This window comes from Kribbibacterium absianum, from assembly GCF_030067705.1.
In the GTDB taxonomy this organism is placed as follows: Bacteria; Actinomycetota; Coriobacteriia; order Coriobacteriales; family Atopobiaceae; genus Kribbibacterium; species Kribbibacterium absianum.
The window spans coordinates 81,914-108,067 of record NZ_JASJEX010000005.1 but is presented as its reverse complement, the minus strand read 5'-3'; the positions used below and the strand labels follow the sequence as shown (position 1 = coordinate 108,067).

Here is a 26,154-nt window from a genome sequence, read left to right as displayed (position 1 = left end):
ATGGGGGAGCTGAGCTGGGGCGTGCGGCTGCACGACCTGCCGGAAGGGACGCTCGAGGAGCGCATCCGGCTGGCGGGGAAGCTGGGGTTCTCCTGCATCCACCTGGCGTCCAAAGCCGTGTACGCCGCCTGCGGATGCGGGCGCGAATGCCTGACGCCTGGGCTGGCGGCCCATCTGCGCGAGACGTGCGACGAGGCCGGCGTGAGGGTGGCCGTGTTCGGCTGCTACCGGAACCTGGCCGTGCCGGACGACGCCGCCTTGGCCGAGGAGCTGGCCGAGTATGCCGCGTGCCTGCGGTTCGCCGCGTGGCTCGGAGGTTGCGTGGTGGGCACGGAGACCGGACGACCCAACGTGGAGAACCGGTTGACCGATGAGCGCCATGGCGAGGCTGCGCTCGAGCGGTTCTCGGCCGGCCTATCGCTGGCGTGCAGGATCGCTGAGCAGGTCGGCGTGACCTTTGCCATCGAGCCCGGCTGGGGCGAGACGGTGCACACGCCGGAACGGTGCGCGCGGGTGCTGGAGGAGGTGTCGTCGCCGGTCCTGGGCGTGATCTGGGACCCGGTGGCACAGCTGGACCCCTCGCTGGCGTGCGACGTGGAGTACCAACAGTCGATGGCGGAGCGTATGGAGCGCCTCTGCGGCGAGAACGTGCTGGTACTGCATGCCAAGGACTTCGTCGTCCCGGAACAGCGGCGGCCGGGGGCGCTGGTCTGCACGGGCCCCGGTGTGACCGGCTGCTACGACTATGGGACCGTCGTTGCCTGGGCGCGCGACCAGAAGCCCTGGATTCAGTGCGTGGCCGAGGCCTCGACGCCGGACACCGTGCGGGGCTGCCTTTCCTACTTGCAAAGCCGGTAAGACGCACAGGGCACGGACGCCTGCCTTGGATGGGGCGCCCGTGCCCTTCTGTTCTGCGGAACTTGGTACCGATTCCGGCGTGAATCGGTAGGCAAACCGGTTGACTAACAGAATCGACGGGAGTTCCATAGGTACCAGAAGGCACTCCGATTCGTCGAGAAAGGACGGCCACCATGGACCAGGCAGCTGCGTCCGTTCGATCCCAGCGCTTCCTCTTGGCCGGGGAGCCCCTGGCGCTTCTGATGGCCCAGCAGGAGGGGCCGCTCGCCTCGGTGGGCGCGTGGAGCCAGGGGCTCGCCGGCGCCGAGCTCAACGTGGCGGTGGGCCTCACGCGCCTGGGTCACGAGGCCGAGTACCTCACACGCCTCGGCACGGACCCCTTTGGCGACGCGGTGCTGGCGGCGATGGGGGAGAAGGGCGTCTCGACGGCGCGCGTGGCGCGCGATGCGACGCGCCCCACGGGTTCCATGCTCAAGGGTCTGGCGAAGCATGGCGACCCGGACATCTACTACTACCGCACCGGATCCGCCGCGTCGGCGCTCTCGCCGACGGACGTGGACGCGCTCGACCTGGGCGACTACCACACGATCCATCTGACGGGCATTCTGCCTGCGCTCTCTGCCAGCTGCCGTGAGGCCGCCTACGAATTGGCCATCAGGGGGCGCGCGGCGGGCGCGCGCGTCACGTTCGACCCCAACGTGCGGCCGTCGCTCTGGAACAGCTCGAGCCTCATGCAGGACACGCTGCAGACGTTGGGCGGTCTCGCGGACGTCGTGCTGCCGGGCATTGGCGAGTGCGAGGTGCTACTCGGTACGGCCGATCCCGAGGAGGCCGGACGTCGCTGGCTGGGGCTCGGCGCGTCCCTCGCGATTATCAAGCTGGGACCCGCAGGGGCCTATTGGGTGTCGCGGGACGGGTCCGAGGGCTACGTGCCGGGCTATGAGGTGCCCCGCGTGGTGGACACGGTGGGCGCGGGCGACGGGTTCGCCGCCGGCGCGGTGTCCGCGCTGGCAGAAGGGCTGGGCTCGGCCGACGCTGCGGCGCGCGGATGTGCCATCGGCGCGCTGCAGGTGACGCGACGTGGCGACAACGACGGGCTGCCCACCCGAGAGGAGCTGGCCGCGTTCATGGGGGCAGCTCCGCGGGCGTCGCTGGACGCAGGGACTCATGAGGAGACGGCCGCCTAGCGGGTCGGGTCCCGACCTGCCGAGAAGAGAGAGGGCAACGGAACTATGGATGTGATCGAAGAGCTGGCATCGCTGCGGGTGGTGCCCGTTGTGACGATCGAGGACCCGGGCCAGGCCGTGGCCGTGGCCGAGGCACTGGCGGCCGGCGGGCTTCCGGCGGCGGAGGTGACGTTCCGCACGGACGCGGCAGTCGAGGCCATCGCGCGCATCGCGGAGGCGCTCCCGGACTTTCTCGTGGGCGCGGGCACCGTGCTGAACCCGGACATGGCACGCCGGGCCGTGGAGGCTGGCGCGCGCTTCGTCGTGGCGCCCGGCTACGACCCGGGCACCGTGGCCTGGTGCCAGTACCACGACGTGCCGGTGATCCCGGGTGTCGACACGCCGTCCGAGGTGATGGCGGCGAAGGCGCAAGGGCTCACGGTGCTCAAGCTGTTCCCGGCGTCCGTGCTAGGTGGGCCGACGTTCCTCAAGGCGTTGTCCGGCCCCTTCTCGGATGTGCGCTTCATGTGCACCGGGGGCGTGCGCCCAAGCAACGAGGCCGAGTACCTGTCGCAACCCAACGTGCTCTGTGTGGGCGGCACATGGCTCACGCCGGCCGACGCGCTTGCCGAGGGCGACTGGGCGCGCGTGTCGCAACTCTGCCGGGAGGCGAAGGCCGCCGGGCTGTGACAGGGACACATGTGCCGGGCACCAGTGTCCCGGTGCGGGTCGATGGCTAGGAGGCCTGCGCCCTGCCGAGCAGCGTCGAGGCGCGGAACACGACGTCCGTGGGAATGTCGCGCGTCTCGTGCGCCCGCTCTGGCTGTGCCAACCGTGTCACCATCAGGTCGGCCGCCGCGAAACCCATGCTGTAAGGGCGCGTGACCATCGTCGTCACTCCCGGGCCCAGGCTCTCGGGCCAGTCCCAACCCATGCGGTGCGCCCAGCCCCAGTCGTCGGGGCCGCACAGTCCCACGTCCTGCGGCATGGAGAGGCCCCGCCGCTGGATCGCATTGAACGCGCCGATGAGCGTGAGCGTGTTGGTCGCCACGATGGCCGGCGGGCCGTCCGTGGTGGCGAGCAGCTCGTCGAGCGCCGCGTCCACGGTCTCGTGCTCCCAGGGGTTCACCACGAACACGTCCGCCTCGGGGTCGGGCGAGCCAAAGGCCCCGCAGTCGACCGCGCAGAAGGCCTCGTGCCGGTCGCGACGCGGCCCCACTTCCACGAATGGCTCGGTGAAGAGGGCGGCCCGCGCGAAGCCCTGCTCGGCCAAGTGCTCCACGAGGGCGCGCATCGAGGCGTCGTAGGTGGAGAGGGCGATGTCGAAGTCCGCGCCCTCGACCGCGCGGTCGACGAGCACGACCGGCACGCCCCGGTCGCCGAGCCGGACGAGGTCATGGTCCTTGTCGGTGGCGGAGTTGACGATGAGTCCGTCCACCTGGTGCCGGAGCAGCGTGTCCGCCAGCTCGCCCTGGCGCTGCGCCGAGTCGTCGGCCGCCACCACGATGGCGGTGTAGCCGGCCTCGCGCAGGCGCTCCGAGACGCCGCTCACAATCGACGTGCCGAAGGGCGTCGCGATGTTCGCCACGAGCACGCCCACCGTGTACGACCGGTGCGACCTGAGACTGCGGGCCACGGCGCTCGGGTGGTAGTCCAGCTCTCGGATGGTCGCCTCGACGCGGGCGGCCAGGTCCGGAGACAGCTCGTCCGTGCGGCCGTTGATGAAGCGCGACACCGTGGTCTTGGAGACGTGCGCGGCCTTGGCGATGTCGCTGATGGTGGGTCGTCTGCGGGAGTTACCGGTGGTGGCCATGGGCATCCTCTTCCAGGGGGTCGTGTTCTCCACTGTAGCGCGGCCGTGCCGTCCGTGGTCGCCATCTAGTTGCTGACTATATGAATAGCCGCTGATTCCGTCACGGAGGAGATCCGGTTTACCTTATCGGCAGGGGCGAACCGCTGAAACCGGTACCACCGACCGTTTGCAGAATGGCTCCTGCTTGCGAATGCTGCGGACATCGAAGGTCGTGGGTTTTCAGGTTATACAGAAACCCTGCGGTCGTGTGGCACTGGTTCGCCCAGCTTGAGGATGTATGTGCAGGTCGAACACCTCGGCAGTGATTATGCCCGTTGAGCCTCTGCACGCCCGGCCCATGCTGCGGAACCGGTCCCACGCTTTCAGCCCATACGTTTGGAGCGAGTCGGCGCGCTTGCCGGACCCTCCGTGCGTCAGGAGGTAAACCGATTGACAAAACGGCTCACGGGGTCTGGAATGGGCATCGTTCGAGGACGAGCGAAGACGTCAGGAGGGCTGCATGGGCCTCGAGGTGGTGTGGGCGGGGTCGCGCGAAGCGGTGCTGCAGGCGACCGGCGAAGGAGCAGGCCGTTTCGAGCTCGCTGCCCCTGCCAGGCTGGTGGTGGACGGCGTCCCACGGGATCCGGTTACCCGCACGGTGTTCTATGTCGACGGTCTCGAGCCTGGCTCCGAGCACCGCGTGATGGTCGACGGCCCGGCGGGGACCTGCTCGGTCGCGTTCGCCACAAAGCCGGAGTCCGCGGTGCTCGACGTCCACGCCTTTGGCGCCCGGGGCGACGGCGTCCACGACGACACGCCCGCGATTCAGGCCGCCGTCGCCGTGTGCCCCGCGCAGGGTCGCGTGCTGTTGCCGGCCGGCGACTACGCGGTGACCGCCCTTTTCCTCAAGAGCGCCATGACGCTGGAGCTGGCCGCAGGCGCCGCGCTGCGTCCGTGCCACGACCGCGACCGTGTCCCGGTGCTCCCTGCGGGGCCCGATCTGGCGCCGGGCCTGGCCCTCGGCGCGTGGGAGGGCGAGGACATGCCGATGTTCGCGGCGGGGCTCACCGGCCTGCGCTGCTCGGACCTCGTGGTCTGCGGCTGCGGCCTCGTGGACGGCGGTGCCACGGCCGACGAGGACAACTGGTGGTTCGAGCCCAAGCGCATCCGCGTCGCCGCGCGTCCGCGCCTTCTGTTCCTGAGCCAGTGCGACCGGGTCACCGTCGCCGGACTCTCGTTCGACAACAGCCCGAGCTGGAACCTGCACCCGCGCCTTTGCCGCGACCTCGACCTTCTCTGCCTCACGGTCAACGGCCCCAAGGACTCGCCCAACACCGACGGTCTGGATCCCGAAAGCTGCTCCGGCGTGCACGTGGCCGGTTGCGACTTCAACGTGGGCGACGACTGCATCGCCATCAAGAGCGGCAAGGCCACGGTGCCGCGCGAGTTGCGGCCACCATGCGAGGACGTTCTCATCGAGCACTGCTCGATGCACGACGGGCACGGCGCCGTGGTGGTGGGCAGCGAGATCGCCGGCGGCGTGCGCCGCGTGACCGCTCGCGAGTGCGTGTTCCAGCGCACGGACCGAGGCCTGCGCGTCAAGACGCGCCGCGGCCGCGGCAAGGACTCGGTGGTGGAGAACGTCACCTTCGAGCGCCTGGCCATGGACCGCGTGCTCACGCCCTTTGTGATCAACTCCTTCTACTTCTGCGACCCCGACGGTCAGAGCGACTATGTCCAACGTCGCGAGGCACTGCCCGTGGACGACCGCACGCCCTGCGTGGCGTCGGTGACGTTCCGCGACATCACGGCCACCAACGCAGAGTGCTGCGCGAGCCATATCAGCGGACTGCCCGAGCAGCCCATCGACCGCTTGACGTTCGAGCACGTCTCGGTGTCCTTCGCAGACGATGCCGAGCCGTCCGTGCCCGCCATGGCCTGCGGGGTGCCCAAGCTGTGCCGAAGCGGGCTCAACGTGTCCTATGTGGGCGAGTTGGCGCTGGACGACGTGCGGCTTTGCGGCGTGGACGGGGCGCCCGTGGCGGCCGAGGGGGTGGGCAGCATCCTGGGCTCGGTGACCGTCCTGGATCCGGGACGGACGGCTCCGGCACCAGCGTCCCAGAGCGACGGGTCCCGCCGCGCCGACCGCCCGGCCGCCTCTTTCATCGACGAACAACCAGGGACAGGAGTTTGTGCCTCATGAAACCGTTCATGGACGACCAGAGCTTCTTGCTCACCACTGCCACGGCCGAGAGGCTCTACCACGACGTGGCCGCCGGTCTACCGATTGTGGACTACCACTGCCACATCTCGCCGGCGGAGGTGTGGGAGGACCGCCGTTACGAGAACCTCACACAGGTGTGGCTCGGCGGCGACCACTACAAATGGCGCCTCATGCGCGCCAACGGCGTGGACGAGCGCTTCATCACCGGTGACGCCTCCGACCGCGAGAAGTTCCAGGAGTGGGCCGAGACCCTTGAGCGCTGCATCGGCAACCCCGTGTACCAGTGGGCCCACCTGGAGCTCAAGCGGTACTTTGGCTATGACAAACCGCTCACGGGCGCGAGCGCGCAGGAGGTCTGGAACCTCGCGAAAGAGCGGCTGGCCGAGCCCGACATGAGCTGCCGCGGCCTGATCGAGCGCTCGGGCGTGAAGCTCCTCTGCACCACGGACGACCCGGCGGACGACCTCCGGTACCATCAGCTGCTGGCCGCCGACCCGAGCTTCTCGGTCAAGGTGCTGCCCGCCTGTCGTCCCGATGGCGCGCTGCGAATCGAGCGCTCGGGCGAGTTCGGCGCGTACGTGGCCCGTGTGAGCGCCGCGTCGGGCCGGACGATCGGGAGCTTCGCCGACTTCACGGCCGCCCTGCACGAGCGCTACGACTTCTTTGACCAGATGGGCTGCCGCACGGCGGACCATGCCTTCGAGTCCGTCGACTGGACAGAGGCTGACCCCGCCGAGGTGGAGCGCGTCTTCGCGGCAGGCCTCGCGGGCGAGCCGCTGAGCGGCCACGAGGTGCTGCAGTACCAGAGCGCCTTCATGGCCTGGGCCTCGCGCGAGTACGCCGAGCGCGGGTGGGTCATGCAGCTGCACTTCGGCTGCCGGCGCGACAACAACCGCCCCATGTTCGAGCGCCTCGGGCCCGACACCGGCTACGACTGCATCGACGCGCCCACGTCCACGTCCGGTCTGGCGCGCTTCCTCGGCGCGCTGCAGCAGGCGGGGACGTTGCCGAAGACGGTGCTCTACTCGCTCAACCCCAACGACAACGTCCTCATCGACACGGTGATGGCCTGTTTCCAGGAGGCCCCCTGCGCAGGTAAGCTGCAGAACGGCAGCGCCTGGTGGTTCAACGACTCCGAGACGGGCATGCGGGCACAGATGACGGCCCTGGCCGAGGAGGGCGTGCTCGGCAACTTCATCGGCATGCTGACGGACTCGCGCAGCTTCTTGAGCTATCCGCGACACGAGTACTTCCGCCGGGTGCTCTGCAGCCTGATCGGCGAGCAAGTGGAGGCGGGCGCGTACCCGGACGACCCCGAAGCCCTGGCGCGGCTGGTGCGCGACATCTCCTACAACAACGCGGTGCGCTACTTCGGCTTCCCGCTCAAGGAGGCGTGAGATGGCGGTGTTGAATCGCGAGGTGGCCGAGCAGCTCGGGCTTCCGTTGGCGACGTCGGCCGACGCACCGGTCAAGGTGCTTCAGTACGGCGACGGCAACTTCCTGCGGGCGTTCGCGGACCTCTTTTTTGACCGTGCGAACCAGGCGGGTTGGGGCGGCTCCGTGGCCGTCGTGCAGCCGAGGACCCCGCGCACCGAGCGCTGCGACGCCTGGAACGAACAGGACTGCCTGTTCACGGTGCTCGTTCGCGGGCGAGCGGACGGTCAGGTGGTCGACGAGCGGCACGTGGTGTCAAGCGTGAGGGAGTGCCTGAACCCGCACCGGGCGACCGACCGGGAGGAGATCCTGCGCGTGGCCACGTCGCCGGAGCTGGAGCTTATCGTCTCGAACACGACGGACGCCGGCATCGCCTGGGACCCCGGCTGCTCTCTGGAGGACGAGGTGCCTGCCAGCTATCCGGCCAAGCTCACCCAGGTGTTGTATCGCCGGTGGGAGGCGGGGCAACCGGGTGTTGTGGTGCTGGCCTGCGAGCTGGTGGAGGACAACGGGGCGCGGCTCTTCGCGCTCGTGCGCCGCCATGCCGACGAGTGGGGCCTGCCGCTGGAGTTCGCCGCCTGGCTGGACCAGGAGTGCGTGTTCGCGTCGACGCTCGTGGACTCGATCGTGGCCGGCCCCGTGCGCGACCCTGCGGCAGTGGCCGCGCTGGGGCTGGGCTACGAGGACGGGTTCCTGGCGGCGCGCGAGCCGTTCGAGTGCTGGGTCATTCAGGGCGACGATGCGCTGGAGCGGCGGCTTCCCTTTGGAAGCGCCGGTATCGACACGGTCACGGTCGCGCCGGACATCGCGCCCTTCGAACGGCGCAAGGTGCGCATCCTGAACGGCGCGCACACGGGTTTTGTCCCCGGCGCGTGGCTGGCGGTCTACGACATCGTGCGCGATGCGCTCCATGACCCGGTGGTTCGTGGGTTCATGGACGCGCTGCTCGGCGACGCGGTGCGCCCGGCGCTGCTCGAGACGCTGGCGCCGGAGGACGTGGACGGGTTCATCGCAGCGACGGCCGATCGGTTCGACAACCCGTTCATCGACCACTCGCTGCTCGCCATCTGCCTCAACTCCACGTCCAAGTGGCGCGGGCGCGACCTGCCCACGCTGCTGGAACGCGTCGAGGCAACGGGCGCGGTGCCGCAGACGTTGGCTGCGAGCCTCGCCGCCCTCATCGCCTTCTACACCACGGGCGTCGAGGGGCGCGACGAGGAGGGGCTGCACCTGCGCCGTGCGGACGGCACGCCCTATGTGGCCGAGGACGAGGACGACGTGCTCGACTTCTACTGGGAGCATCGGGGCACGGACGACGCGACCTTGGTGGCTGACGTGCTGCGCAACACGGCGTTCTGGGGCCAGGACCTGAGCGACGTTCCGGGGTTGGAGCCGGCGGTGCTCGGGGCGCTGACGGTGATTCGCGCCGAGGGGCCGCTGGCGGCGTTCGCTGCTGCGATTGCAGAGACCAGTGAGGTCGCAGCATGAGCGCGGCGATGGTGCAGATCGCCCCCGGGGACTCCGTGGCGGTCGCGCTGCGTGACCTTGCGGCGGGGGAGACGGTGCCGGGCCCGGACGGGTGCAACGTGGAGCTGCAAGACGACGTGCCCCGCGGCCACAAGGTCGCTCTGACGGCGCTCGACTCGGGCGACCCGGTGGTGAAGTACGGCGCGGTCATCGGCCACGCGACCCGCCCTTTGGAACGGGGCCAATGGGTGCACACGCACGACCTGGCTACGAGCCTGTCGGGCACCGTCGAGTACCGCTGGGAGCCGGAGGCCCATGAGCTGGCGCGGCCGGCCGTTGAGCGCACGTTCCAGGGCTACCGACGCGCCGACGGCCGCGTGGGCACGCGCAACGAGCTCTGGATCATCCCGGTGGTGGGATGCGTGAACGACACCGCTGCTGAGCTGGCGGCCGAGGCCCAGGGCTTGGTGGGCGACGGGCTCGAGGCCGTGGTCGCCTTCTCTCACCCCTATGGCTGCAGCCAGATGGGGGACGACCTGGCGCGCACGGCGCAGGTGCTCGCGTCCCTGGCGCACCATCCCAACGCGGGCGGCGTGCTGCTGCTGTCGCTCGGCTGCGAGAACGTGACGCAGGAGATGCTGTTCGAGGCGTTGGGCTCTCTGGACCCGGAGCGTGTGCGCTACCTCCGCTGCCAAGACGTGGAGGACGAACTGGCGGCGGGGCTGGAGGTTCTCGGCGAGCTGGCCGACGTCGCGCGGCGCGACCGGCGCGAGGCGCAGCCGTTGTCGGAGCTGGTGCTCGGCTTGAAGTGCGGCGGCTCGGACGGACTGTCCGGCATCACAGCGAACCCGGTCATCGGTCGCGTGTCGGACGCCGTTGTCGCGGCCGGCGGCACGAGCCTTCTGGCCGAGGTGCCGGAGATGTTCGGCGCCGAGGGGCTCCTGTTGGGCCGCTGCGAGAGCCGGGAGGTGTTTGACGAGGCCTGCGACCTGCTCAACGGCTTCAAGGAGTACTTCCTGTCCCATGGGGCCGTGGTCTATGAGAACCCGAGCCCCGGCAACAAGGCCGGCGGCATCACGACGCTCGAGGACAAGAGCTGTGGCTGCGTGCAGAAGGGCGGCACGGCGCCCGTCTCGGGCGTGGTGGGGTACGGCGACCGCGTGGAGCGGAAGGGGCTCAACCTGCTGTGCTCTCCGGGGAACGACCTGGTGAGCAGCACGGCGCTCTCGGCCGCAGGGGCGACGGTGATCCTGTTCTCGACCGGCCGCGGGACGCCGTTCGGGGCGCCGGCGCCGACGGTCAAGGTGGCGTCCAACAGTGCGCTGGCTCAGAAGAAGCACGGATGGGTGGACTTCGACGCCGGGCGTGCGGTGTCCGAAGGACTGTCGTTGGACGTGGTGGCCGACGAGTTACTGGACAAGCTGGTAGCCGTGGCGTCGGGCGAGCTGACAAGCGCCGAGCACCGCGGCGCCCGAGGCCTCGCGATCTGGAAGGACGGCGTCACGTTGTAGCGGGACGCGGGTGCCGGACACGTCCGTCCCACGTCGCGATGAGCGGGACGACGGTGTCTGGCACCCCTGTCCCTCTTCACAGGTCGGCGGGACACAGGTGACCGGCACCTTTGTCCCGCCCAGTTACAAACGATCGTTTGGAACCTGTCGAAAACGCGTTTCTAGTGGCTCAATTCGGGATCCCAGGGCTGAGCCTTCGGCGCCGGGCCGGAGGGCGCCGCCTGGGCGTCCACGCCTCGGACATTCGTGAAGCTCGGCTCCGGGAAGGAGAGCTCGCACACGGTGTTCCAGCCAAAGGCGGTGCCGCGGGCGTAGGGGCACCCGATGCACGTCTCCTGGAAGCACACCTGCTCCGAGCGTGGGCAGTCCGTGGGGGCGTCGTCGAGGCCCATGCAATGGAGCACCATGCTCGCGATCTGCTCCATGCCCCTCTTGGTGGGGTGCGTGCCGTCGACGGCCTCGTAGTCCAGCATCAGGGCGCGGCAGTCGGCCACGTGGCATCCGGGCCACTGGCCCGCCGCGACGCGGATCGCGTTGTTGTAGCGGTCAAAGTGGTTGCCGCGGTAGGGATAGGTGAAGGCCGTGCTCGGCGCGCCGACGATGCGCCCCACCGGCAGCGTCAGGCACCACACCTCGACGCCGGGGTTGTCGCAGACGATGTTCTGCAGCATGCGGCTGTAGGCCTCGCCGAACTTCTCGGCGGCGTCGACGGGCGCGGGGCCCGGCGCCACGACCGGGTACTTGGCCAGGTCGATGTTGGTGGGCGTGGCCGTGCCGCGGCCGAGCATCTGGTTCATCGTCCCGCCCCAGCCGAAGTCGTTGATGCCCATGAAGATGAGCACGACGTCCGGGTGCGCGCCGTCCTTCTGCAGCGCGTCGGTGCGCGCGCGGGACTCGCCGGCGGGGTAGCCGACGCCCTCCACGCAGCTGCCGGACCAGCTGGCGTTGGCCAGGAACTCGCCGCCCATGCCGCGGATGACCTGCATCCACCAAGTGTCGTCGACCGTGGTGACGCCGGTGGCCTCGCAGTTCTCGCCGGTGTAGAAGACGTTCCAGCCCTCCGGGATGAAGCCTTCAAAGGTGGACATGGAGTCGCCCATGACGGAGACGAGCATGGCGGTTCCTTTCTGGGTGGGTGCACGGGTCGCGTGTAGCATGCGCCGCGCCGGCGCGAGGGGCGGCGGCAAATCGGCGGGGCTTGGCCGAGCGGCTCGCGGGCGAGATAAGGCATGCCAAGTGGGAGTGGCCTGCCCCGGGGGATCCGCTCGGGGTCACGGGGATGGTGGATCGCACCGCCGATAGGCGTGAAAGCGCATGTTCGCGTTGATTCGAAGAGAACGGCGGTGCAACGAGTCTGGCACGCACCGCCATTCCCTCTGAACTTGCAATTGTGCCTATGACATCTTGCAGGCTCAGGCCGAAGAGCGGTGCGTGCTGGTGGGGGTGCACCGCTCTTCGGCTCGAAATGGCAGGTTCTTGTCGTTTCAGGTCGAAGCGCGGTGCGCTGCCGCACCGATAGCCCCCTGAACCCTCGCTACAATGCCCCTTGTGTCGCTTGAAACCCCGCTCAAAGGAGCTTCCATGCAGTTCTCCTCCCGACTCGATGCCTTTGGCGACGAGGTCTTCGCGTCCCTCAACGCGCAGCGCCGCGCCCTCGAGGCGCGCGGCCGCGACATGGTGGACCTGTCCGTGGGCACGCCGGACTTCGAGCCGCCGGCGCATGTGGTGAACGCGCTGGTGGAGGCCGCACAGGACCCGGTCAGCTGGCGCTATGCCCTGCACGACGAGCCCGCGCTGCTCGAGGCCCTCTGCGATTACTACCGTCGGCGCTTCGGCGTCGAGGTCACGCCGGACATGGCGATGCTCGTTTCGGGCACACAGGAAGGCATGGGGCACTTGGCGCTGGCGCTGCTCGACCCGGGCGACACCGCGCTTGTGCCGGACCCGTGCTATCCGATCTTCGCGGGCGCGGTGAGGCTGGCGGGCGCGGAGCCGGTCTACTATCCGATGGTGGCCGAGCACGGCTTTCTGCCGCACGTCGCGGACATCGACCCCGAGGTCGCGGACGCCGCGAAGTACCTGGTGATATCGCTGCCCGCCAATCCCGTGGGCTCTGTGGGCACGGACGAGATGTACGAGGAGGTCATCGACTTCGCGCGGGAGCACGACCTCTTGGTCGTGCACGACAACGCCTACTCCGACATCGTGCACGACGGCGAGCGGGGCGGCTCCTTCCTGCGGTTCCCGGGTGCGGCGGACGTGGGCGTGGAGTTCTTCTCGCTCTCGAAGTCCTTCAACGTGACCGGCGCGCGCCTGAGCTTCTTGGTGGGGCGCCCCGATGTGGTGGCGGCGCTCCGCAAACTGCGCGGGCAGATCGACTTCGGGACCTTCGTCCCGGCGCAGCGGGCGGCCATCGCGGCCCTGACCGGGCCTTTGGAGCCGGTGGAGGAGCAGCGCCAACGGTACCGCGAGCGTCGCGACGCGCTGTGCGACGCGCTGGAGCAGATCGGCTGGGAGCGTCCGAACGCCCAGGGCACGATGTTCGTGTGGGCCAAGCTGCCGGATCGGTACACGGACTCGATGCAGTTTGTGCAAGACCTGATGAACGAAGCGGGCGTCGTGGTGACGCCGGGCGCGAGCTTTGGGCCGAGGGGCGAGGGGTACGTGCGGTTTGCGCTCGTGCTGCCGCCGGACGGCCTGCGCGACGCGGTGGCGCGCATCGGCGCGGCGGGTTTCGGCGCCTGACGCAGGGACAGGCGTGTCAGGCACCTCCGTCCCACCTGGATCACGGCGCAGGGACGGATGTGTCAGGCACTTCCGTCCCACCTGGATCACGGCGCAGGGACAGGAGTGTCAGGCACTTCCGTCCCACTCCGATGGGCATAAGCCCTTCCGTGAGAGAAAGGACCTCCATGTCCCACAAGCACTGCAAGGACGCGCCCATCAAGATCGCGTTCTTTGATATCGACGGCACGCTCGTCTCGTTCAAGACTCACGGCATGCCGGAGTCCACGCGCGTGGCGCTTCGCGAGCTGCGCCGCAACGGGGTGAAGATCTTCGTCGCCTCCGGCCGCGCCCTCTTCCAGCTGCCGGACTTCCTGCGCAACGGCATCGGCGACTTCGAGGGCTTCGACGGCTTCCTCTGCAACTCCGGCCAAGTGTGCCTGGACGACCGCGGTATCTTTCGCATGACGGCCATCAGCCCGGAGGACGTGGCCGCCATCGCGGACGCGAACGACCGCGGCGAGTTCGACATCGTCTACATGCTGCCGGACCGCGCATTCACGCCCAAGAAGGGGCCAGAGATTGTCGCCGCCGAGGAGCACGCCAACGTCGTGTTCGACCTCGATCCGGACACGGACCCCCGTGAGTGCACCGTCTTTCAGATGAACGCGTTCCTGCCGGCGCATGAGGAGCATCGCATCACGGACATCGCGCCGGGCGTCAAGCTCGTGCGCTGGACCGAGGACTTCTGCGACATCATCCCGGCCACCGGTGGCAAGGACCTCGGCGTGGCGGCGGTGCTCGAGCACAACGGGCTCAGCAGCTGCAACGCGATGGCCTTCGGCGACGGCGGCAACGACGCGACGATGCTCGAGGCCGTGGGCACGGGCGTCGCGATGGGCAACGCGGACTGGCGCGCGAAGCGCGTGGCCGACATGATCACGACGTCCGTGGACGACTCCGGCATCTACCGCGCCTGCGTGGCGCTGGGGCTGATCGACGACGTGCTCGACCTCTGCGGCGACGACCGCGTCGTGCGGGTGATCAACCCCAATCTGTGAGGCAAAACCCGACGGGTTCTAACTCATCGATAGCTTTCAATGAGTCAGAACCCGTCGGGCGATAGCTGGGGGACGGACGTTATCCCCAAAGGGCGCGCGAGATGACCTCGTCCTGCACGTCGCGGGGCAGGTCCACGAACCGCGCGCTGTAGCCCGCCACGCGCACGATGAGGTCCGGGTGGTCCTCCGGGTGTCGCTGCGCGTGCTCCAGCTCGCCCGGGTCCACACACGTCACCATCAGCTGGCAGCCGCCGAGCTTGAAGTACGTGTCGCAGAGCGCGCGGACCTTCTCGGGATGGTGATTGAAGAGCGACCGCGTGAACTTCACGTTCTGCACGGACCCTGCGTGGAGCGTCGAGTCGATCTTCGCGAGGCTCGCGAGCATCGCGGTCGGCCCCCGGCGCGCCGCGCCGCCCTGCGGGTTGTTGGCCGGGTTGAGGTACACGCCCGCGTGGCGCCCGTCCAAGCTCGCTGCCGTGCGATGTCCCCAGTCCGTGTTGGTCTGGTTGTTGGATACCACGACGAGGAAGTAGCCGAGCCCTCGCTCGATGCCCCGGTCGCGCGAGCCGGCCGCCGTGTAGCAGTAGACCTCGTTCACGAGGTCGTCCACGCGCGCGATGTCGTTGCCGTACTTGTCGCAGTTCCAGAGGTCGCGTCGGATGGTCTCGCCGTCGACGCCGTCAAACGTGCCGATGAAATCGGCGTTCGCCGCGTCCACCAGCTGTCGCAGCGAGTAGCGCCCCTCCTCGTACACCAGCTCGCGAATGGCCTCGAGCGCGTCGCCCGCGTTCACGTGCCCGTACACCTCGTTGGTGCCACCAAGGATCTCGACGCCGCCGTCGAGCAGCGCGCGCCCGCGGCCGAGGCAGTCGTCCATGAGCACCGACGTGAAGAGGAACGAGACCTGGTCGTTCATCACGCCGTAGGAGAGCGCCTGGGCATCCATCAGCAGGTCGAGGTAGTGGTCGAGCACGGCACGGTAGGCGGCCATGAGGTGGTCGAAGGTCTCGAACTCCTCGCAGGGCGGCAGCTCCAGGCCCTGGCACTTCTGCAGCCCGTCGTCCGGGTCCACACCCTCGTTGAGCGTCATTTGCAGCAGCTTGAGGACGTTGATCAGCGTGTTGGGGGTGCCCACGGACTTGCCGGCGATCACGAACTCCGTGCAGCCGAACGGCACGTACTGCTCGGCCAGCTGCTGCGGCAGGCGCATCGCGGACATCACGGCCGGGACCTCGACGTCGTCGTTGTAGAGCGTCGGGTAGGTGGCGCCGGCGGCGAGGCAGCGGTAGGCCGCCTGCATGATGTTCTCGGGCGTCGTGCTGTCGAGGCGCAGCGTGAACTGCGGCTCCACGTACCGGCAGTCATGGCAGACCTCGAGCGCGAGACGGCAGAACTCGTCGGCCGTCTCGGGGTCCGGGCGCCCTTGGCCGCCGACGATGATGCGGCCGTTCACCGTCGTGCGGCGGTTCTCGATCAGCGTCCAGAGGCTCTTGAGGATGCGGTAGGCCTCGTCGTGGGTCAGCGTGGCGTTCTCAAGGTCGTTGACGAGGTACGTGCCGAGCAGCACGTCGAGCCGCCCATAGTTGATGCAGCCGGCGCAGAGGGCCCACAGCCAGAAGAGCTGGAGCGCCTGGTGGAACGTCGTCGGCGGCTCGTGGCGGATGGCGAGCAGGTCCTCGCGCATCATCAGCAGGTCGTCGAGGCGCTGGCCTGCGGCTGCTGGGATCTCGTCCTCCACCAACTGCACCTGGCGCTCGATCACGCGGCCAAAGGTTCCCATGACGGATGTCGCGCCGTCAAAGAACGCGGCGCCGGCGTCGGCGGGGGCGTCCCGGCGCTTCTGCTCGATGAGCGCCGCGAGCCCGTCCACACCGAGGTCCAGGAGCTTGCCGTAGTCGAGCATCATGCCGCTGAGCCGCGCCGTCGCCATGGCCGGATAGGCGGCGTCGATGAAACGGCCGAGCTTGGGGCCTCCGAGCTTGTCCTCGTCGAGGGCCTGCTCGCAGTAGAGGGCCTTGGTGTCCTGGTTCACCCAGTAGTCGTAGAGGGCGTCGACGCGGGCTTTCTCGGCAGGGTCCGCGAGCGTCTCCTGGAACGCGCGGAGCTTGTGGAACACGCAGTAGTGGCCGACGCCGCCCACCGAGGTCACGGAGCCAAAGCCGATGGGCAGGAAGTCCAGGCGCCCGGCGATGAGGTCGTCCTGCTGGATGTGGCGGAACATCGTTGGGAAGAGCACGTCCAGGCAAGCGGCCTCGCGGATGGCGCGCGGGCTGCCGGCCTCCGTGTGCTCGCGGTGCACGCGGGTGTACTCCTCCATGATCGCGAGTTGTTCGGCCGGGGTCTTCTCGCACGGGATGGGCTGGGAGACTTCGACGTTCTGGGTGCCCTCAACGGCACTCCTGGTGGCGCTCATGGATGCTCCTTTGATGTGTAATGAGGGACAGTCCCTAAATTTACGTTTCATGATCGATGTGCATTCGGGGACTGTCCCTCGCTGCACGTTCTAGTTTTGATGGCCGTTGTGGTGGGCCTTCTCGGCGGCGCGCCAGTCGTCCTGGTAACCGCCCATCAGGTCGACGAAGCGCTTGGCGGTGAGGTGCGGGCGGGTGATCGCGGAGCCCACGATGACGGCGTCCGCACCGAGGAACAGGCACTTCATCGCGTCCTCGGGCGTGTAGATGTGCCCCTCCATCATCACGGAGCAGCGCCCGGATAGCTCGCGGCACATCGCGGCGAACATGCGGAAGTCCGGCCCATCGATGTTCGCGGTCTCGGCGGTGTAGCCGTAGAGCGTCGGCGCGACGATGTCGGCGCCGTGCTCGGCCGCGTGGCGCGCCTCCTCGAGGTTGGACACGTCGGCGAACACCGGCACGTCCGGGTGCTTCTCCTTGACCTGGTCGAGCAGGTCCCAGGCCACCGTTCCCTCGTGCGTGCGCTGGGCGGTGCAGTCGATGGCGACGATGTCCGCACCAGCCTCGATGATCGCCTCCACGGCCTCCATCGTGGGGGTGATGAAGACGTCGGTGTCGTCGTGCCAGACCTTCCAGAGGCCGATCACGGGGAGGTCCACCGCGGCCTTGATCTGGGCAATCTGGTGCGGCGACTCGGCGCGGATGCCCACGGCGCCGGCCCACTGGGCGGCCTCGGCCATCTTCACCACCATGTCCTCGGTGTAGATGGGGTCGTCCGGCTGGACCTGGCAGCTGACGATGAGGCCGCCTTTGAGTGAGTCGAGCAGTTCCTTGGTGGTCACGATTGCTCCTTTGAGCTGGGTTTCCGTTGACCTAGAGGTTATGGGGCGCGGAGCCCGGCGCCGCTGTGTCTGTGAAACAATGACCACAGGTACCGTACCTGGTTCGAGGAGGGCGACATGGCCGAGAAGCGCTGGGAGGCCGTGGCGGCAGAGATCGAGCGAAGGGGCGCCAAACTGGCGCAGGACGAGCCACTGCCACGGGAGCGGGAATTGGCCTGTGAGCTGGGCGTTTCTCGAGCCACCGTGCGCCGGGCGCTTGCGGCGCTGCGCGAGAAGGGCGTTGTGGAGTCCGTGCGCGGGCGCGGCACGTTTTATCGGCCGCACGCCGAGAAGGGGCCGTGGTCGCTGCCGGCCTTCTCAACCACAGAGATGGCAGAGGTCCCCGGTGCGCCGGTGGTGGCCCGCGTGCTGCGGTTGCGTCGTGTGACCGCGCCGCGCGTCATATGCGATTGGCTGGAGTTGGAGCACGGCGCCGAGGCCTGGGAGATTCAGCGGCTGCGGTCGCGCGGCGACCAGCCGGTGTCGCTGGAGCTGGCGTACGTGCCGGTAGCCGTGTGTGACGACCTGAACGCCGAGGAGCTGGCCGGTTCGCTCTACCGCGTGTTGGCCGAGAAGGCCGGCCGTGAGGCAGTGTCGTCGCACCAGCGTGTCTCTCCAGCGACGCTGGACGAGCGTGAGGCGGGGCTGCTGGGCGCGTCCCCCGGGTCGCCGGCGCTGCGGGTGCTCAACACCACCTATGACAAGGACAGCCGCCCGTTCGAGGCGTCGCTCGCGTTGCTTCCCGGTGCGACGTCCTGGCTGGACATCCATCTGGGGCCGAATGGCGACCGCGTGCGGCGGCGCGTGTAGGGCGGTGCCCGTCCAGATTGCAACTCTGAGCGCGAGAAGCACCCAAAACGCCAGCTCGAACGTTCAGATGGCGTTTTAGGTGCCGTGTCCCTTCAGAGTTGCAATCTGAGTCGGACTCAGACATGCAATCTGGGCACCGTCGGGGCGGGACGCACGGCTCCGACACTTTCGTCCCAGCTGGGACAGCGGTGCCGGACACCAGCGTCCCGATCGCTAGGACGCACGTGCCGGACACCAGCGTCCGCGCTTACCACGCCTTCTTCTCGTTCGCTGCCACGCTGCCGGCCTTGCGCTCCTCCACCATGTGCGCGAACCACTCCACCATCGCCGGGTCGCGGAAACTGAAGAAGCTGCTCGTCTTGGTGTCAAGGTCGGCGATTCTCGCCATGTCCTGCTCGGACAGCTCGAAGTCGAAGACGTCGGCGTTCTGCTCCATGCGTTCGCGGCGCACGGACTTGGGCAGGGCGATGGTGCCGCGTTGGATATCCCACCGCAGGATCACCTGCGCGGGGCTCTTTCCGTGTTGCGGGCCGATCTCCTCGAGCACGGGGTTCGTGAACAGGCCGCCGCGAACCTCGCCAAAGGGAGCCCAGGCCTCGTGGGCAATGCCGTACTTGGCCATCCACACGCGGTCCTCGTCCCGCTGGTAAAGCGGGTGCGTCTCGATCTGGTTCACCATCGGGCGCACGTTCGCGAAGCTGCAGAGGTCCACGAGCCGGTCCGGCATGAAGTTGGAGACGCCGATGGCGCGCACGGTGCCTTCGGCGAGCAGGTCCTCGAGGTCCTGCCATGCGCCGTACACGTCCGAGAAGTCCTGGTGCAGCAGCACCAGGTCGAGGTAGTTGGTTCGCAGCTTGCGCAGCGATTCCTCTACCGAGCGACGCGTGGGGCCGTGGCCGTAGTGCTCGATCCACACTTTGGTCGTGAGGAAGATCTCGTCGCGTGGCACGCCGGACGCCTTGATGCCGTCGCCCACCTGCTCCTCGTTGAAGTAGCTCTGGGCGGTGTCGATGAGACGGTAGCCGCAGGCCAGTGCGTCCGTCACGCACCGCGCGGTGTCCTCCTGGGGGATCTGGTAGACGCCGTAGCCGAGCACCGGGATCTGAACGCCGTTGCTGAGCTGCTGGTACTCCATGCTGTGTCCTTTCTCGAAGGGTCTGGCTTTGGTCTACCATGCGGTAGTGGCTACCGGTCAAGCGAGGAGGGCACTTCTGTGGAGAGCCGTCTTTTCACGATGAAGGAGGCCTGCCAGGCGACGGGCCTCTCCTATGAGACGCTGAAGTTCTACTGCCGAGAGGGGCTCGTGCCCAACGTCAAGCGTGACGGAGCGAACCGTCGCGTCTTTGACGAGCGGGACGTCGGGTGGGTTCGCGGTCTCGTGTGCCTGCGCCAGTGCGGTATGGGCGTGGCGCAGATGCGGGAGTACCTGGAGCTGTGTCTGGGAGGGGAGGGAACCATTCCCGAACGGCAGGCGATGCTGGCAAAGCTGCGCGGCGAGCTGGTCGAGAAGCTCGAGGAGGTGCAAGGGTCCATCGATTACATCGACTCCAAGCAGGCCTTTTATGACGATGTGCGCGCCGGGCGCCGCGCCTACTTCAGCAACGTGGCGCCGGAGGAGTGACCCCGAGGCGGGACAAACGGCTCCGGCACGTATGTCCCAGCGATTCTCTGGGGTCCGGCGTTTGCGTCTGGGGTCCGGCGTTTGCGCGGAAGCGTTTCTCCGCAAACGCGTGGGGCGATTTGCGCGGAAACGGCGGCATCCGACCGCGGTGTCCGCCGCTTACCTGCGGTTTTCTTGGAGCCAGAGCTTGTGGGGAAACGTTTGCCCGCAAATCGTTGTGGGGAAACGTTTCCCCGCAAGCACGGGCGGGACGACATCTCCGGCACGTTCGTCCCAGATGGGACAGTGGTGCCGGACGCGTCCGTCCGCCGAGTGGGACGCACGGCTCCGGCACCTTTGTCCCGAACCTGCGGGCCGCTCGGAGGACCCCTTCGTTCCTCTCGCCGGGTCCGACGATACTGAAGGCGTCATGCCCGCACGAGCCAAGGAGCCCCCATGGACGCCGTCTTGTTGCTGCAATCGCTCGTGTGCGGCCTGCTCTGCTACCTCGGCTCCGGCGAGAGCCCGTGGCTCTTCGGCATCACAGGCAGTTTCTACACGGTGGGCCGTCCGCTGGTCGCCGGCCTCTTGCTTGGGCTGCTCTTCGGCGACGTGGCCGCCGGCGTTCTCTGCGGCGTCGCGGTGCAGGCGGTCTTCATCGCCAACATGAACAGCGGCGGCGCCACCAACGCGGACGTCGTGTACGCCAGCTACGGCGGCATCGGCCTCGCGCTTGCTACCGACGCGGACCCGGCCGTGGCCGTCACGCTCTCGGTGCTCATCGGCCAGACCCTCGGTCTTCTTATCTACAACGCCAAGATGGCCGCCTACTCGTTCTTCAACAACCGTTTCGAGGACGCTGTCGAACGTCTCGACTATCGCGGCCTGACGCTCTGGCATCTTGTGATTCCGCAGCTCACAAGCTGTGCGCTGCGCGCCGTCCCCATTGCGGCGTTGGTGTGCCTGGGCCAAGGGGTGCTGGACGCGCTGCTCGCGGCGGTGCCGGACGTGGCGTTGCACATCATTGCGGTCATCGGCGGCCTCTTGCCGGCGCTCGGCATTGCGATCCTCATGAGCGTGGTTCTTCAGAAGCCGCCGGAGCTGGTGTTCTTCTTCGGCGGGTTCGTGTTGGCGGCATACCTCGACCTTCCGATGCTCGCGGTCGTCCTCGTCGCGGCGGTGGTGGCGTACCTCATGTACGTCGCAAGCGGTTGCGGGGACCTGGCCGGTCTGGCTGGCCCGGACACTCCGCCACCGAGCCCTTCCGAGAGGGGCGCCGACAGCCGTCTCACCCATCGGGAGCTGGTGCGCCTCTGGTTGCGGTGGGCGTTCTTCGGCCTGGCCTCGATGTCCTTCGAGAAGCTCGAGGCCTGCGGCTTCTGCTTCTCGATGGAGCCGCTCGCGCACCGCTATTACGCCGATGATCCGGAAGGGGCGAGAGCCCTGCTCAGGCGCCATGCCATCTTCTACAACACGGAACCGCAGATCGGCTCGGTGGTGAACGGCATCGCGGTGTCGCTCGAGGAGGAGAAGGCTCTGGGCGCCGATGTGCCCGATGACCTGCCCGTCACGGTGAAGACGGCGCTCATGGGCCCGTTGGCTGGCATCGGCGACACGATCGTCCAGGGGGTCGTGGTGCCGACGCTGCTGTCCATTGGCATGGGCCTCGCAGCGGGCGGCAGCGTGCTCGGCCCTGTGTTCTACATCCTCAGCTACATGACCTTTGGCGTGGCGGTGAGCTATGTCTGCTTCATGGCCGGTCACCGGCTTGGCGCGGGTGCGATGGACGCGGTTTTGGGAGAAGGGGTCAAGCGGGTCACGGGCGCGCTCAACGTGCTCGGCATCATGGTGGTGGGTGCGCTCGCGGCGACCAACGTGGACGTGACGACGCCGCTCGTTATCCCGTCCGGCGATGGCACGACCGCGCTGCAGACCCTCTTGGACTCGATCTTCCCGCAGCTTTTGCCGATGCTTGCGGTGCTTGTGACCTGGCACCTGATCGCGCACCGGAAGCTTTCGGCGACGAGGGCGATCCTGGTGCTCTGCGCGGCCGCCATCGTGCTGGGCGGCCTCGGGATCCTCTAGCGGGACGCCGGTGCCGGACACGTCTGTCCCGGCTGGGACATTGGTGCCGTAGCCCGTTGTCCCGCTGGGACGCGCGTGTCAGGCACTAGTGTCCCAGCTCTCGGCAGACCTCCAGCGCAAAGGCACTCATGCGGGCGTCGTACAGCGCCCGATGCGCCGTTCCGTGGAATCGCGCCTCTCGCCACGAGACGCACTGACAGTGGGTGAACACCGTGTCGAGCCTGTGGTTGGGCAGCTCCGGGAACGCGCGTCGCGATAGCGTGAGGGAGTCCACGACCCGCGTCGCCGGCAGCGGGTCGCGGCCGTTGCGCGCCATGAGCGCGTCGAGAACTCGCAGGTCGAACGCAACGTTGTGGCCGGCGACCACGTCGTCGCCGAGAAACCCGAGTAGCTCGTCCAGCACGTCGGCCGCATCTGGAACGTCCATGAGCATGGCGGTCGTGATGCCGCAGAGCGCCTCGACGCCGTAGGGGAGAGGGAGCTCATCCGGCTTAAGGAGGGTTGAGAAGGTCGCGAGTTCCTCGCCGTTCACCATGCGCACTGCGGCGACTTCGATCGCCTGGGGGTGCGCGGGGTCGCCGTTGGTCTCGGTGTCCACGGCCACGTACCGGTCGGGCACCTTCGTGAGTCGCATCCGGCGCGGCGACGTACGGGCACCGTGAACGGACATGGGTGCCTCCTTTCGCGGTCGCTGGGACGCACGCGTCCGGCACCAGTGTCCCATCTGCGTCTCAGTCTGTGGGACGCACGCGTCCGGCACGAGCGTCCCAGTTAGCATAGAGGCCGACCAGTCTAGGGCAGGAGGTTCCGATGCGCACCTATGCGATGAGCGACATCCACGGCCAGTGGGAGGCGTTCGAGGAGTCCCTTGCTCTGGTCCCTCTCGGGGATCCGGACGTGCGGCTCGTGTTGCTCGGCGACTACATCGATCACGACTGGGGCCGACCCGAGACCTTCTCGCAGGTGAAAGCCCTGCAAGAGCGGCACCCGGGTCGCGTCATCGTGCTCATGGGCAACAACGACGACGCCTACGCCACCTACGAGGGGGACACGCTGGACCCGAGCGTGCTGCGGTGGCTCCGCGCGCTCCCGCCCTATTACGAGACGGACGACCAGATCTACGTGCACTCCGGCGTGGACGAGGAGGCCGGCGACCTGTGGCGCTGGGGCTCCGAGGACGCGTACTTCTGGAGCAAGTTCCCGCCGTCGCAAGGGCCGTTCATCAAGGACGTGGTGGCCGGACATATGGGCGCGTGCGCGTTCTGCGGCGAGCACCGCGTCTGGTGGGACGGGGCATCGCATTACTACATTGATGGGTCTACGGAGACGTCCGGTTTTGTGCCGGTGCTGGTGTTCGACGATGTGAGCGGCCGCTACACGACGTTCGAGCGAAGCGACGATGACTGGCGCGAGGTGCCCGTGACGCCGCCGTTGCCCGGCGAGGGCGACCGGATACGCGACCTGGCCGAGCGGGTGATGGATCGACTTCGGGAGGACGAGGGCTGAGGGGGCCGGTGGGACGCTGGTTCCGGACACGAGCGTCCCACCTTCGCCCGAGAATGGACAAAACGCTACGGCACCTCCGTCCCACATTCCGTCGCGTGGACAGATGACTCTCTCCGAAGCGTCCAACCGTGGACAAACGGCTCTCTCCGAAGCGTCCGGCGCGGCACGAAAAGCGGGCCCCGTCCCGGAAGGACGAGGCCCGCAGGGCGATGCTCTGAGGCGCGCTACTCGGCCAGGAGCTTCTCGGCCATGTCGGCGGCGGCCTTCTTGCCGGCGCCCATGGCCAGAATGACGGTCGCGGCACCGGTCACGATGTCGCCGCCGGCCCACACGCGCGGGTCGCTCGTGCGGCCGTTCTCGTCGGCCTCGATGTAGCCCCACTTGTTGAGCTTCACATCGGCGGCCATCTCGGCGAACGGGTTGGCGTTGGTGCCGATGGCGGTCACGGCCACGTCGCACGGCAGCTCGAACTCGCTGTCGGGGATCACGACCGGGCGACGGCGGCCGGACTCGTCGGGCTCGCCCAGCTCCATGCGCTCCAGCTTCACCTTGGCGACGAAGCCGTCCTCGCCGGCCTCGAACGCGATCGGCGACACCAGCTCGAGCACGCGGACGCCCTCCTCCTTCGCGTGGTGCAGCTCGGCCACACGGGCGGGCATCTCCTTCTCGGTGCGGCGGTACGCCAGCGTCACGGTCTCGGCGCCGAGGCGCAGCGCCGTGCGCGCGGCATCCATCGCGACGTTGCCGCCGCCGAAGACCACGACGTTCTTGCCGTGCTTGATCGGGGTCATGTACTCGGGGAAGAGCATGGCCTTCATCAGGTTCACGCGGGTGAGGTACTCGTTGGCGCAGAACACGCCCGGCAGGTTCTCGCCGGGGATGTTGAGGAACTTGGGGAGGCCGGCGCCGACGGCGAGGTACATCGCGTCGTAGTCGTACTCGTTGAAGAACTCGTCGGCGTCGTAGAGGCGCCCGACCACGGCGTCGTACTCGAACTTGACGCCGAGGTCCTTGAGGCCGTCGATCTCGCGCTTGACGATGGCCTTGGGCAGACGGAACTCGGGGATGCCGTAGGTCAGCACGCCGCCGCCGGTCTGGAAGGCCTCGTACACGGTGACGTCGAAGCCCTCACGGGCGAGCGCGCCGGCGCAGGCGATGCCGGAGGGGCCGGAGCCCACGACCGCGACCTTCTTGCCGTTGGCCGGCTTGCAGACCGGGGTCTTGGCGAGGGACTCGCTCTGGTCGCCCAGGTAGCGCTCGAGCTGGCCGATGGCGATCGGGTCGTCGCCCGTCTTGTTGAGGATGCAGGAGCCCTCGCACTGGTTCTCCTGCGGGCACACGCGGCCGCAGACGGACGGCAGCATGTTGGAGTCGCGGATGGTCGCGAGCGCGGCCTCCTCGTCCTCCTCGCGGATCTGACGAATGAACGTCGGGATGTCGATGCCCACCGGGCAACCGGCGACGCAGCGGGGGCGCTTGCAGTCGAGGCAGCGGTTGGCCTCCTCGATGGCGTCCTCGTAGGTGTAACCGGTGTCGACGGGCTCGAAGTTGTGGGCGCGGACCTCAGCGGGGACCTCGTTGGCGGGGACGCGCGGGTCCTTGTTGTTGGCCTTGTACTTGCCGTTTACGAGTGGCACTTGCAACCTCCCTCATGCTCGACGTGCTCCATGGCGACCTTCTCCTCGGCGCGGTAGGACCCCTGACGGGCCGAGAGGTCCGCCCAGTCCACCTTCGTGGCGTCGAAGTCGGGGCCGTCCACGCACGCGAACTTGGTCTGCCCGTCGACGGTGACGCGGCAGCAGCCGCACATGCCGGTGCCGTCGACCATGATCGGGTTGAGGGAGGCCGTGATCGGCATGTCGTACTTCTCGCAGGTCAGGGCCGAGAACTTCATCATCGGCACGGGCCCGACGGCGAAGACCTGGTCGATGGCCTTGTCCTGGCAGAGGCGCTCGAGCGGCGCGGTGACCACGCCCTTCTCGCCCTCGCTGCCGTCGTCGGTGGTGATGATCAGGTTCTCGAGCGGGAGCTCGCGGAACTGCTCGGTGAGGATGAGCAGGTCCTTGGTGCGGGCGCCCATGATCACGGTCACCTTGTTGCCGGCGGCGAGGAGCGCGCGGGCCACGGGATAGGCGATGGCGAGACCGACGCCGCCACCGATGACGCACCAGTTGCCCGGGACCATCTCGGTGGGTTTGCCGAGCGGGCCGGTGATGTCGAGGATCTCCTCGCCGGCCTGGAGCTGGGAGAGCTGCTCCGTGGTGGCACCGATGACCATGAAGATGAACTCGACCCAACCCTCCTCGGGGTTCCAGTCAGCGAACGTGAACGGGACGCGCTCGCCCGTCTCGTCCATGCGGACGATCAAGAACTGCCCGGCCTGGGCCTTCTTGGCCATCTGCGGCGCGTGCACTCGGAACTTGAACACCTTCTCCGAGTACTGCGTCTTCTCTAGGATTTCGAACGCCATGCAGTGACTCCTCTCGTAGTCAACCGTCGCCTGGTTAGTGCGAGAAATCAGGCAGCCGCACGGGGCGGCGCAATCCCTCCCATCATACGCTGAGAAATCCAGCGGCCTTGAAGGTTTCCAAAACTCGTGCCGGACACAGAGAAAAACGACCGCG

Annotated in this window: 21 protein-coding genes; 13 read left to right on the top strand and 8 right to left on the bottom strand. The window is 68.1% G+C overall.

What is annotated here, in order from left to right; translation table 11 throughout:
* The 3 genes from QJ043_RS09535 to eda all read left to right on the top strand — a co-directional run bounded on the left by QJ043_RS09535 (position 1) and on the right by eda (position 2,714).
* Positions 1–858, top strand: coding sequence for a sugar phosphate isomerase/epimerase family protein (locus QJ043_RS09535; protein ID WP_283713446.1), 858 nt, complete (start codon positions 1–3; stop codon positions 856–858).
* A 173-nt stretch (positions 859–1,031) separates the two neighbouring features.
* The gene (locus tag QJ043_RS09530; RefSeq protein WP_283713447.1) at positions 1,032–2,045 is read left to right on the top strand and encodes a sugar kinase; all 1,014 of its coding nucleotides are present in this window, start codon (positions 1,032–1,034) and stop codon (positions 2,043–2,045) included.
* A 45-nt stretch (positions 2,046–2,090) separates the two neighbouring features.
* A complete protein-coding gene (gene eda / locus QJ043_RS09525; protein ID WP_283713448.1) occupies positions 2,091–2,714 on the top strand; it encodes a bifunctional 4-hydroxy-2-oxoglutarate aldolase/2-dehydro-3-deoxy-phosphogluconate aldolase in 624 nt (207 codons plus the stop codon).
* A 46-nt stretch (positions 2,715–2,760) separates the two neighbouring features.
* Here the strand turns inward: eda and QJ043_RS09520 are convergent, their stop codons facing one another.
* Positions 2,761–3,837 carry a LacI family DNA-binding transcriptional regulator gene (locus QJ043_RS09520; RefSeq protein ID WP_283713449.1) on the bottom strand — a complete coding sequence of 359 codons (1,077 nt, stop codon included), beginning with the start codon at positions 3,835–3,837 and terminating at the stop codon, positions 2,761–2,763.
* A gap of 499 nt (positions 3,838–4,336) precedes the next feature.
* On the opposite strand from QJ043_RS09520, the gene QJ043_RS09515 reads away from it, so the two are divergent.
* The 4 genes from QJ043_RS09515 to QJ043_RS09500 are packed head-to-tail and all read left to right on the top strand — an operon-like array spanning position 4,337 to position 10,452.
* The gene (locus QJ043_RS09515) at positions 4,337–6,019 is read left to right on the top strand and encodes a glycoside hydrolase family 28 protein (protein ID WP_283713450.1); all 1,683 of its coding nucleotides are present in this window, start codon (positions 4,337–4,339) and stop codon (positions 6,017–6,019) included.
* Entirely contained in the window at positions 6,016–7,437 is a 1,422-nt protein-coding gene (gene uxaC / locus QJ043_RS09510) for a glucuronate isomerase (RefSeq protein WP_283713451.1), read from the top strand. The genes QJ043_RS09515 and uxaC overlap by 4 nt, the downstream gene beginning before the upstream one ends.
* Before the next feature lies 1 nt (position 7,438).
* On the top strand, positions 7,439–8,962 hold the full coding sequence (locus QJ043_RS09505) for a tagaturonate reductase (protein ID WP_283713452.1): 1,524 nt from the start codon (positions 7,439–7,441) through the stop codon (positions 8,960–8,962).
* Positions 8,959–10,452, top strand: a complete 1,494-nt coding sequence (locus tag QJ043_RS09500) for a UxaA family hydrolase (RefSeq protein WP_283713453.1) — start codon at positions 8,959–8,961, stop codon at positions 10,450–10,452. Before QJ043_RS09505 ends, QJ043_RS09500 begins: the two co-directional genes overlap by 4 nt.
* A 161-nt stretch (positions 10,453–10,613) precedes the next feature.
* Here the strand turns inward: QJ043_RS09500 and QJ043_RS09495 are convergent, their stop codons facing one another.
* Positions 10,614–11,567: an SGNH/GDSL hydrolase family protein gene (locus QJ043_RS09495; protein WP_283713454.1), complete on the bottom strand. Its 954-nt coding sequence runs from the start codon at positions 11,565–11,567 to the stop codon at positions 10,614–10,616.
* 466 nt (positions 11,568–12,033) lie between these two features.
* Between QJ043_RS09495 and QJ043_RS09490 the strand changes: the two genes are divergently transcribed.
* Both QJ043_RS09490 and QJ043_RS09485 read left to right on the top strand, forming a co-directional pair.
* Positions 12,034–13,197, top strand: a complete 1,164-nt coding sequence (locus QJ043_RS09490) for a pyridoxal phosphate-dependent aminotransferase (RefSeq protein WP_283713455.1) — start codon at positions 12,034–12,036, stop codon at positions 13,195–13,197.
* A 167-nt stretch (positions 13,198–13,364) separates the two neighbouring features.
* Entirely contained in the window at positions 13,365–14,237 is an 873-nt protein-coding gene (locus QJ043_RS09485; protein ID WP_283713456.1) for an HAD-IIB family hydrolase, read from the top strand.
* A 79-nt stretch (positions 14,238–14,316) separates the two neighbouring features.
* Here QJ043_RS09485 and QJ043_RS09480 read toward each other — a convergent pair whose 3' ends face one another.
* Both QJ043_RS09480 and QJ043_RS09475 read right to left on the bottom strand, forming a co-directional pair.
* On the bottom strand, positions 14,317–16,650 hold the full coding sequence (locus QJ043_RS09480) for a pyruvate formate lyase family protein (protein ID WP_283713457.1): 2,334 nt from the start codon (positions 16,648–16,650) through the stop codon (positions 14,317–14,319).
* Positions 16,651–16,740: 90 nt separating this feature from the next.
* A complete protein-coding gene (locus QJ043_RS09475) occupies positions 16,741–17,490 on the bottom strand; it encodes an N-acetylmannosamine-6-phosphate 2-epimerase (RefSeq protein WP_283713458.1) in 750 nt (249 codons plus the stop codon).
* Between the two features lie 117 nt (positions 17,491–17,607).
* Between QJ043_RS09475 and QJ043_RS09470 the strand changes: the two genes are divergently transcribed.
* Positions 17,608–18,339: a GntR family transcriptional regulator gene (locus QJ043_RS09470; protein ID WP_283713459.1), complete on the top strand. Its 732-nt coding sequence runs from the start codon at positions 17,608–17,610 to the stop codon at positions 18,337–18,339.
* Positions 18,340–18,586: 247 nt separating this feature from the next.
* Here QJ043_RS09470 and QJ043_RS09465 read toward each other — a convergent pair whose 3' ends face one another.
* The gene (locus QJ043_RS09465; RefSeq protein ID WP_283713460.1) at positions 18,587–19,474 is read right to left on the bottom strand and encodes an aldo/keto reductase; all 888 of its coding nucleotides are present in this window, start codon (positions 19,472–19,474) and stop codon (positions 18,587–18,589) included.
* A gap of 78 nt (positions 19,475–19,552) precedes the next feature.
* Between QJ043_RS09465 and QJ043_RS09460 the strand changes: the two genes are divergently transcribed.
* Together QJ043_RS09460 and QJ043_RS09455 are read left to right on the top strand one after the other, a co-directional pair.
* Positions 19,553–19,960 carry a MerR family transcriptional regulator gene (locus QJ043_RS09460; protein ID WP_283713461.1) on the top strand — a complete coding sequence of 136 codons (408 nt, stop codon included), beginning with the start codon at positions 19,553–19,555 and terminating at the stop codon, positions 19,958–19,960.
* Between the two features lie 435 nt (positions 19,961–20,395).
* A complete protein-coding gene (locus QJ043_RS09455) occupies positions 20,396–22,024 on the top strand; it encodes a PTS system mannose/fructose/sorbose family transporter subunit IID (RefSeq protein WP_283713462.1) in 1,629 nt (542 codons plus the stop codon).
* An 85-nt stretch (positions 22,025–22,109) separates the two neighbouring features.
* Here QJ043_RS09455 and QJ043_RS09450 read toward each other — a convergent pair whose 3' ends face one another.
* Positions 22,110–22,694, bottom strand: coding sequence for a 3'-5' exonuclease (locus tag QJ043_RS09450; protein ID WP_283713463.1), 585 nt, complete (start codon positions 22,692–22,694; stop codon positions 22,110–22,112).
* Between the two features lie 140 nt (positions 22,695–22,834).
* Between QJ043_RS09450 and QJ043_RS09445 the strand changes: the two genes are divergently transcribed.
* Positions 22,835–23,530 carry a metallophosphoesterase gene (locus QJ043_RS09445; protein WP_283713464.1) on the top strand — a complete coding sequence of 232 codons (696 nt, stop codon included), beginning with the start codon at positions 22,835–22,837 and terminating at the stop codon, positions 23,528–23,530.
* Positions 23,531–23,754: 224 nt separating this feature from the next.
* Here QJ043_RS09445 and gltA read toward each other — a convergent pair whose 3' ends face one another.
* Positions 23,755–25,167: an NADPH-dependent glutamate synthase gene (gene gltA, locus QJ043_RS09440; RefSeq protein ID WP_283713465.1), complete on the bottom strand. Its 1,413-nt coding sequence runs from the start codon at positions 25,165–25,167 to the stop codon at positions 23,755–23,757.
* The gene (locus QJ043_RS09435; protein ID WP_283713466.1) at positions 25,155–26,000 is read right to left on the bottom strand and encodes a sulfide/dihydroorotate dehydrogenase-like FAD/NAD-binding protein; all 846 of its coding nucleotides are present in this window, start codon (positions 25,998–26,000) and stop codon (positions 25,155–25,157) included. Before QJ043_RS09435 ends, gltA begins: the two co-directional genes overlap by 13 nt.
* Positions 26,001–26,154: the final 154 nt, after the last annotated feature.

Coding starts and splice junctions, on each gene's coding strand:
- QJ043_RS09535 (WP_283713446.1), top strand. CDS start 1: ATGGGGGAGCTGAGCTGGGGCGTGCGGCTGCACGACCTGCCGGAAGGG.
- QJ043_RS09530 (WP_283713447.1), top strand. CDS start 1,032: ATGGACCAGGCAGCTGCGTCCGTTCGATCCCAGCGCTTCCTCTTGGCC.
- eda (WP_283713448.1), top strand. CDS start 2,091: ATGGATGTGATCGAAGAGCTGGCATCGCTGCGGGTGGTGCCCGTTGTG.
- QJ043_RS09520 (WP_283713449.1), bottom strand. CDS start 3,837: ATGGCCACCACCGGTAACTCCCGCAGACGACCCACCATCAGCGACATC.
- QJ043_RS09515 (WP_283713450.1), top strand. CDS start 4,337: ATGGGCCTCGAGGTGGTGTGGGCGGGGTCGCGCGAAGCGGTGCTGCAG.
- uxaC (WP_283713451.1), top strand. CDS start 6,016: ATGAAACCGTTCATGGACGACCAGAGCTTCTTGCTCACCACTGCCACG.
- QJ043_RS09505 (WP_283713452.1), top strand. CDS start 7,439: ATGGCGGTGTTGAATCGCGAGGTGGCCGAGCAGCTCGGGCTTCCGTTG.
- QJ043_RS09500 (WP_283713453.1), top strand. CDS start 8,959: ATGAGCGCGGCGATGGTGCAGATCGCCCCCGGGGACTCCGTGGCGGTC.
- QJ043_RS09495 (WP_283713454.1), bottom strand. CDS start 11,567: ATGCTCGTCTCCGTCATGGGCGACTCCATGTCCACCTTTGAAGGCTTC.
- QJ043_RS09490 (WP_283713455.1), top strand. CDS start 12,034: ATGCAGTTCTCCTCCCGACTCGATGCCTTTGGCGACGAGGTCTTCGCG.
- QJ043_RS09485 (WP_283713456.1), top strand. CDS start 13,365: ATGTCCCACAAGCACTGCAAGGACGCGCCCATCAAGATCGCGTTCTTT.
- QJ043_RS09480 (WP_283713457.1), bottom strand. CDS start 16,650: ATGAGCGCCACCAGGAGTGCCGTTGAGGGCACCCAGAACGTCGAAGTC.
- QJ043_RS09470 (WP_283713459.1), top strand. CDS start 17,608: ATGGCCGAGAAGCGCTGGGAGGCCGTGGCGGCAGAGATCGAGCGAAGG.
- QJ043_RS09465 (WP_283713460.1), bottom strand. CDS start 19,474: ATGGAGTACCAGCAGCTCAGCAACGGCGTTCAGATCCCGGTGCTCGGC.
- QJ043_RS09455 (WP_283713462.1), top strand. CDS start 20,396: ATGGACGCCGTCTTGTTGCTGCAATCGCTCGTGTGCGGCCTGCTCTGC.
- QJ043_RS09450 (WP_283713463.1), bottom strand. CDS start 22,694: ATGTCCGTTCACGGTGCCCGTACGTCGCCGCGCCGGATGCGACTCACG.
- QJ043_RS09445 (WP_283713464.1), top strand. CDS start 22,835: ATGCGCACCTATGCGATGAGCGACATCCACGGCCAGTGGGAGGCGTTC.
- QJ043_RS09435 (WP_283713466.1), bottom strand. CDS start 26,000: ATGGCGTTCGAAATCCTAGAGAAGACGCAGTACTCGGAGAAGGTGTTC.